The sequence below is a fragment of the Haladaptatus ordinarius genome (assembly GCF_054177595.1).
In genome coordinates this window covers 1-617 of sequence record NZ_JBPEHH010000305.1, presented here as the reverse complement: position 1 = coordinate 617, position 617 = coordinate 1, and the positions used below count along the sequence as shown (strand labels likewise).

At 53.8% G+C, this 617-nt stretch carries 1 pseudogene; it reads left to right on the top strand.

The window, feature by feature from the left end:
- Positions 1–105: 105 nt before the first annotated feature.
- Positions 106–492, top strand: a pseudogene (locus ACR3FF_RS27315) (aminotransferase class III-fold pyridoxal phosphate-dependent enzyme); the annotation flags it as partial.
- Positions 493–617 lie beyond the last annotated feature (125 nt).

Here is a 617-nt window from a genome sequence, read left to right as displayed (position 1 = left end):
GCGCTCTCACTGGAGTGAGACCGCCGTCTTTGGTTGAATCATTCGCTCATCCGCGCCAGCTACTCTCGTCTCGCCCCAGAAACCGAGTCAGTAATCAGGAACGATGGGAACTACCGAATTTTGGTGCCACCGGATGAATACCTCCCGAGACTCAAAGAAATCGCTCATGATCATAGGGCGTTACTCATCTGTGACGAAGTGATGAGCGGATTTGGTCGAACCGGAGAGTGGTTTGGGAGTGATGTCTTCCACGTTGAGCCAGATATCATGACGATGGCAAAAGGGTTGACCGGTGCATACCAGCCGCTTGGAGCAACCATCGTGAATTCAGAAATCGCAGCGCACTTCGAGGAGAATATGCTCTGTCACGGGCACACCTACGCCGGCCACCCTGTTGCTGTTGCAGCTGGGCTTGCAACGCTGGAGACGTATCAAGAGGAGAATCTCATCCAACATGCGAGCGAAGTTGGTGAGTATCTCGGTGGCCGTGTTTAATCACCTGAAGGGAGTGGAATCTCCTGTTCTGCGGCCTTCTTGATGTTGTAGACGGCACACATCAGTGCAAGTTCACGAAATTCTCGGTACCAGGTACGCGCTCGCAGGGCAACGCCCAGCGA